Raw genomic sequence first — 6,243 nt, forward strand, 5'->3', positions numbered from 1 at the left:
TGACCACCGAAGCGGAGAGTCCATGCCGTCGTCACGTCAGCGCGCACTATCGCGAGACATCATCTTGTCGAGCGCGCTCGACTTGGTCGACGAGGAGGGGCTCTCCGCTTTGTCCCTGCGGTCCTTGGGTAAGCGCCTCGGCGTCTCCCAGGCCGCTTTTTATCGCCATTTCCCCGACAAGGCGGCGCTCCTAGAGGGTATCGCCGAGCAGGTCTGGCGCCTCACGTTCGAGGCCTTCCTGGGCCGCGTGGACGACGGGGCGGTCGGCGCGGAATCGACGCCCACACCCGAGGCATCTGCACCGACCGACGGAGCCCCGGCCTCGCCCCTGTTGATGTACATGCGCGCCTACGCGCATTGCCTGGCTTCCACGCTGCGTTCCCACCCGGGCGCGGTCATGCTGCTGCTCACGCACCCGATGTCGACGCCCGAGCAGCTCGCGCTCCTGGCTCGCGTGTTCGTGACGCTCGCCCGGCGCGGTTTCACGCCGAACGCGGACATGCTGGGGCTCGTGAACGCCGTGTCGATCTACACGACGGCCTTCGTCGCCGCCGAGGTCGTTCCGCCCGTGGGCGGCTCCCCCGAGCAGCCGGTCGACCTGTCGGCCGCGAGCGCTGCCCTCGATCCCGAGGATGCGCAGGCGCTGCGCCCGCTCATCGAGGACCTTCTGGACGGCCGCTACGATTTCAACGCCCAGTTTGAGCGCGGCCTGGAGGCGATCCTGCGCGGCTGGGCCTAGCTGACCAGTGTTTCGACCTCGCGCACGATGCGCTTGGTGCCGCCCAGAGAGGACAGTTCCTCGCGCAGTCCCCGGATTCCCGAGGCCAGGGCCGGTTCATCGACGAGTCGGCGGGCGGCGCGCGCGATGAGCGTCGGCTGGGAAGCGCGCACGGTCAGGCCGCAGCGCGCGTTGTCCACGGCCTCGGCGTTGAATTGGCGTTCGAAGACGCGACCCGGGACGATGACCTGGGGGACGGCGGAGGACAGGGCGTCCATCATTGAGTTTTGCCCGCCATGGTGCACGAAGACGCAGGCGCGTGGCAGGAGCTCGGCGAAGTCGAAGCGGGGCGCACAGTACACCGTGTAACCACCTGAGACCTGGGTGGCCTCGGGCACGCCCGCGACGTACACGTCGCATCCGAGGGCCTCGGCGAGCTCTCGCCCGGCGCGCACGGCGACGCCCGCGGGGACGCTTCCCGCGCCGAGGTAGACGAGGGCACAGTCGCGATTCTTCGCTGTCAGGGCGGGTGGCTCGTCGAGGAACCCGCAGTAGACGGCCCGCTCCCCTGGGCGCGGTTCCAGGGTCGGGCAGCTCGGGATGAAGCGGCGCCGCATCCCCTCAAGGACCGTCAGGGACGAGGCCGGGGCGGGCATGCCCATCTCGCGCAGGAGGCGTCGAATGCCCGCGGATTTGCGCGGGTTGGAAGCATAGGAGGCGGTCGTCGGCTGTGAGCTGCTGCCCACGCAGGGGATGGCCTCGGCGCGGGCGGCGATGACGGCGGCGAGACTGAATTCGGAGTAGACCACGTCGGGGCGCGCGGCTCGCATCTGGGCGCGGAGCGTATCGACGGCCGCGCGCGTGTAGCGCTCGTCGAGAGCGCCGGTCAGCCAGAGGACTTCCTCGAAGCTGCGCACGGGCTTGCGGCCCATGAGTCCGAGGCGCGAGGCCAGGGGGAAAGTGTGGCGGGCGATGGCCTCGGGAAGGCCGAGGGGCGAGGGCACCGGAATCTCGAGCGTCGGAGCGATGGGATCCGCGCAGTTGCCGTCATCTCCCCACGCGAGCGTGACCTCGTGGCCACCATCCCGGAAGGCGCGGGCGACGCGCTGCGCGCGCGACCACGGCCCGCCCATCCGCGAGCGGGCGACCATGGGAACGACGAGAACCTTCACGATTCAAGGGTACGCCGCTCGCAACACGGCGCAGACACTCACAGAGCGCCATAACCCCGCCCGGCCTCGTGTCACCTGACAAACGAGGCCGGGGCGACGTCCGCGCAGATCACCGCGAAAACGACGAAGACCTTCACAAGCCCAGGTCAGATTGCTCAGGAGCACTACAAAACCTTGACCGGTAAACTGGCTCTGGTCACGGTCAGAACCCACGCGAGGAGGCACCCATGGACCGGCGAGATCGCATCCGAGGAGCAATGATCGGCTGCGCCGCAGGAGACGCACTGGGTTACCCGGTCGAAAGACTCTCAGAGACCGCGATAGCCGAACGCTACGGGCTCCGCGGAATCACCGACTACGACTTGGACGAGAACGGAACCGCGCGTATCACCGCAGACACACAACTCATGCTGCTCAGCGCAAATGGGATCCTCTTCGCTCACACGCGAGGAGCCCTGCGCGGGATCATGGCCCCTGTGTACCAGTATTTCGACGCTTTCTACTTTGACTGGTACCGGGTGCAGACAACCGAACGTGCATCCCGAAGTCGGGTGGGATGGATCAGCGCCTACCCTTCGTCGTCCGCACAGCGCGCTCTTTCTCCCACCTCCATGAAGGTCTTTAGTTCCGATAAGTTCGGCTCAATGGATGAGCCCGTCAATGATTCCAAAGGCTCCGGATGCCTGCTGAGGGCCGTTCCCATTGGCCTGTCCTACTCCGACGACCCCGCCTATATTCTCGACCTGGCGGCAAACACGGCTGCCCTCACACACGGCCACAAACTTGCTTGGATATCGTCGGGGGCACTAGCCCTCATCATCTCACTCATCATTCACCAGGAGCTCTCCATCACCGAGGCCGTCAACCAAACACTGAAGGCTCTGGAGGAGACCTTCCCCGATTCCCGCACCACGGTCGTGTACGAGTTGTTGCGGAGCATCCGCCCGGCGGTGTCGCTCGCTTCCTCAGCCTCAAGTGACCTGGACGCCATCCATTCCCTCGGCGAGGGGTGGGTCGCCGAGGAGGCTTTAGCGATCGGCCTCCTCTGCGCACTGCGCCACGAAAACGACATTGCAGGAGCGATGACTTTCGCTGCCAACCACGGAGGCAACTCCAACACAACTGCGGCGATCGCAGGCATGTTGGTGGGAGCACGTATTGGCTTCAGCGCGATCCCCGACAGGTTCGTTGACAGGCTCGAGCTCGTCGATGTCATCCTCGAGCTCGCCGACGACGTCACCACAGACTGTCCAATGTCCGATTGGGGCCCGAGTAATCCAGTGTGGGAACACAAGTACATCTACAGCGATTACGCGTATTGGCGCAGGCGGAACCCAGACATCGGGAAAGGCCCACAAGAGGAAACTGACTAGGGATGGAGTGTCCCTAGTCAGTTCACCATAAGGCGCGAGTCTTTAGTCGAGCTCGGTCAGAATGGCCTCGATCTCGTCCGTCAGGGCGTTTTGCTGCGACGCCGTCAGATAGTGCGATGTCCGGATGATGACCGTACCCAGCACCTTGTGTGACCCCGTATCAAACACTCCCTGCCCATCGAAACTCGCCAGGTAGCTATTTCGCTTATTAGCATCCTCGACGGTTCGATAGACCTCAATGCACCCTCCACTGTCGGTTCCAATCTGAATCGAAGGTAGCGTTGAATCGACTCCCTCAACTCCCTCTACGCCACTGAAATGAAAGTAGACTGCCGCCGTGTAGCCTCCAGCCTTGTTCAGTTGCCTGTTGGGGTCATTGCCTTCGGTGACAGGCTCGATGTCCGACACCCCAGGCACTTTCCCCAGACGCGACACCACGAAATCCTGGGAAGGAGCCGTCACCTGTCCGAGCTGGCGAACGCTCTTGTCGAAGGCCTGCGAAGCATCCGCGAGGGCTTTGGACTGGGCCGTGTAGTCGAGCGGCTGCTTAAGTGCCTCGGTCGCCGCCTCAATATCGGAGGTCGACGAGGGCATCTCGGGAACCGCCCTGAGCGTAAGGCCAGCGTCGGCCACTGCAGCCGTTAGAGCATCTTGCGTCGCCACATCAAGCGGCTTGTCCCCCTTATCGAGCGACTGCTGAGCGGCATCAATCTCGGTTTGCAGCGCACTGTTCTTCTCCTGCACCTGTGCAGCTGCCGCCTCGAACGCCTTGACGGCCCGGTTATGAGGGGCAATGACAAACACGTAGACGCAGGCGACAACAGCAATGAGCGCAAGAACGCCCGCAACAACGATGTACTTCACCTTCCCCGTCTTCTTCGAGGTTTCCTCTGCTACTTCTACTCCACTCATTGCAACGCTCCTTCACGTCCATATATCGCCGAGCAATCATCACTGTTCTGTGGGCGACAGTGCCCCAGTGTCATTTTGTCCACGACTGGCAGTCCTGTGTCCCAAGAGCAGACTACAACCTTTTCCGGTATTCACTTACTAAACAAGGCTAGTGTTTCGTGACATCCCATCACCGCCGCCTTGAGGTTATTTCTGTCGGCCATCGATGCATTCTGCTCACTACACGACCAACTACACCCAGACCTCGTTCATCCTCCCCACCACGAGGTCAGGACTGAGCACCGGGACCAACCCACTGCGATATCCCGGCTAAGCTGAATCTCAACCACACGCAGTCCTGTAGCGCACCCACGCACCGATGCGAGGGAGGCCCACCGTGAACACCGACAAGATCGAGGACGTCATGTCCGAGCTACTGGGTCAGGGCTATCAAATCGTCTGGGAGGACGGCACCCTCTCCCCCGCCATCGACTGGGTCGACTGGATCGAAGATCCGGAGGATGAGGACAAGGAGAAGGTCGAGGTCACCTTCCAGGACGGCTCAACCCGCACCTTCGACAAGGGCGTTCCCATGCGCCAGATCTGGCACGAGGACGTCGACTGAAGGCCTCAGCAATCAACAACAGGAGCCACTTGCCGCCGCTTCCTGGTGGAGTGCCTCAACGACGTGCGCCCTAGCCTGCGATCTGCGGGGATCCCCGTGGAATGCCTCCACGCTACGCCCTTCGTCGTGCACATCATCAAGGTGACGCCCACGCGCTTCGACCACATCGCCGTCACGTTGAAGGAACAAGGTTTCTCCCCGCACCAGCACGACAACTGCTGAATCCACACCTAGGGCGCGGTAGCGCGAACAATCCACTCACCCGACCGGGGACTACCCTGGCGTTCGAGGAAGCCTTCCTCTTTGAGCTGCGCGACCATGCGCTCTGCGCTTCGCTTCGAGCAGCCAAGGTACTGCGCGAGCTGGGCGACAGTGGAGCGCGAGTTATCGCTCAGGAAAGCAAGCGCGCGGGCGCGCTCCGCATCTGCTGCACTCTCGGGCCGCGCGTACGGAAGTATGGCCTCCCTGATTGCTTCGAGCATGAATTCCACGAAATCCTCGCACGAGCCGGCCGCGCCCGAGCGAGCCAAGGCCTCGTAGTATCCAGCCTGCCGCCTCCTGATCGCAGACTCGATGGGCACCCAGGCCAGCACCGGACGCCACCGCGACAACAGTAGCGTCTGCCAGAGCCGTCCCATCCGGCCATTCCCATCTGAAAAGGGGTGGCAGAACTCGAACTCGAAGTGGAAGACACACGAGGCAAGCAGCGGGTGCAGGCGTGTCGTACGCAGCCACTCGAAGAGGCCTGCCATGACCTCGGGGACGTAGACAGCCGGAGTCCCGGCATGGATGAGGGTATCCCCGTTGAACACACCGACATTACCGGAGCGGAAGCGCCCAGCATCGGGAACGAGGCCGCCCATCATCACGCGATGAACCCGCAGCAATTCTTCCACCGAATGAGGATCCAGCTCAGGAACGAGATCGTAGGCGATGCGCGCGTTTTCGACTTCGAGGATGTCGCGCCGGTCTCCGAGAACCCGCTTGCCGTCGATAATCGCGCTCACCGCGCGTTCGTCTAGTTTGTTCCCTTCGATGACGAGCGAGGAGTAGATCGTCTGGATCCGCAGCTCCCGACGCAGCATCGGGCTGGTCGACAAGGGGGCTTGAGGCGACAGCATGCCGACGAGTTCAGCGATCTCCATGCACAGCGCATCGATCGCGTCAGTGCGTTCAAATGACGGTTCGTAGGCCATGACCACCTCCTATTACCGCCACAATTATACCGCCACTGGCGGTAATCGCGTGGCACTAAAGGGCAGATGACCCACACAACGGCAGGAGGCCTCGTCCATTGACGAGGCCTCCTCGAAGTTAGCTCTTCACGCTCGTTGCCTTCGGATACGGGATCACCTCGAGATGCCCGGAGACGAGCTCCCCCAGGAACAGTAGTGTCCCGCATAGTGGTGTAACCGTGTGGTGGTCGGCCCGTTTGATATGGGTGCGGTCACCGTGTGATCCTTC

Annotated in this window: 6 protein-coding genes; 3 read left to right on the forward strand and 3 right to left on the reverse strand. The window is 63.0% G+C overall.

All coding sequences use genetic code 11. The annotated features are described in order from the left end of the window. Positions 1-22 precede the first annotated feature (22 nt). The gene (locus tag QP415_RS03000; RefSeq protein WP_285098586.1) at positions 23-739 is read left to right on the forward strand and encodes a TetR/AcrR family transcriptional regulator; all 717 of its coding nucleotides are present in this window, start codon (positions 23-25) and stop codon (positions 737-739) included. Here the strand turns inward: QP415_RS03000 and QP415_RS03005 are convergent. Continuing rightward, entirely contained in the window at positions 736-1,869 is a 1,134-nt protein-coding gene (locus QP415_RS03005; protein ID WP_285098599.1) for a glycosyltransferase, read from the reverse strand. The two genes, QP415_RS03000 and QP415_RS03005, sit on opposite strands and share 4 nt — an antisense overlap. Before the next feature lie 248 nt (positions 1,870-2,117). On the opposite strand from QP415_RS03005, the gene QP415_RS03010 reads away from it, so the two are divergent. Beyond that, positions 2,118-3,263, forward strand: coding sequence for an ADP-ribosylglycohydrolase family protein (locus QP415_RS03010; protein ID WP_285098588.1), 1,146 nt, complete (start codon positions 2,118-2,120; stop codon positions 3,261-3,263). A gap of 42 nt (positions 3,264-3,305) precedes the next feature. Here QP415_RS03010 and QP415_RS03015 read toward each other — a convergent pair whose 3' ends face one another. Beyond that, positions 3,306-4,175: a hypothetical protein gene (locus QP415_RS03015; protein ID WP_285098590.1), complete on the reverse strand. Its 870-nt coding sequence runs from the start codon at positions 4,173-4,175 to the stop codon at positions 3,306-3,308. Positions 4,176-4,551: 376 nt separating this feature from the next. Between QP415_RS03015 and QP415_RS03020 the strand changes: the two genes are divergently transcribed. Then, positions 4,552-4,779 (forward strand): hypothetical protein, encoded by a 228-nt coding sequence (locus tag QP415_RS03020; RefSeq protein ID WP_285098591.1) that lies wholly within the window; start codon positions 4,552-4,554, stop codon positions 4,777-4,779. A gap of 230 nt (positions 4,780-5,009) precedes the next feature. Here the strand turns inward: QP415_RS03020 and QP415_RS03025 are convergent, their stop codons facing one another. After that, on the reverse strand, positions 5,010-5,975 hold the full coding sequence (locus tag QP415_RS03025) for a Fic family protein (protein ID WP_285098592.1): 966 nt from the start codon (positions 5,973-5,975) through the stop codon (positions 5,010-5,012). Positions 5,976-6,243 lie beyond the last annotated feature (268 nt).

Source organism: Pauljensenia sp. UMB3104 (genome assembly GCF_030217285.1).
In the GTDB taxonomy this organism is placed as follows: Bacteria; Actinomycetota; Actinomycetes; order Actinomycetales; family Actinomycetaceae; genus Pauljensenia.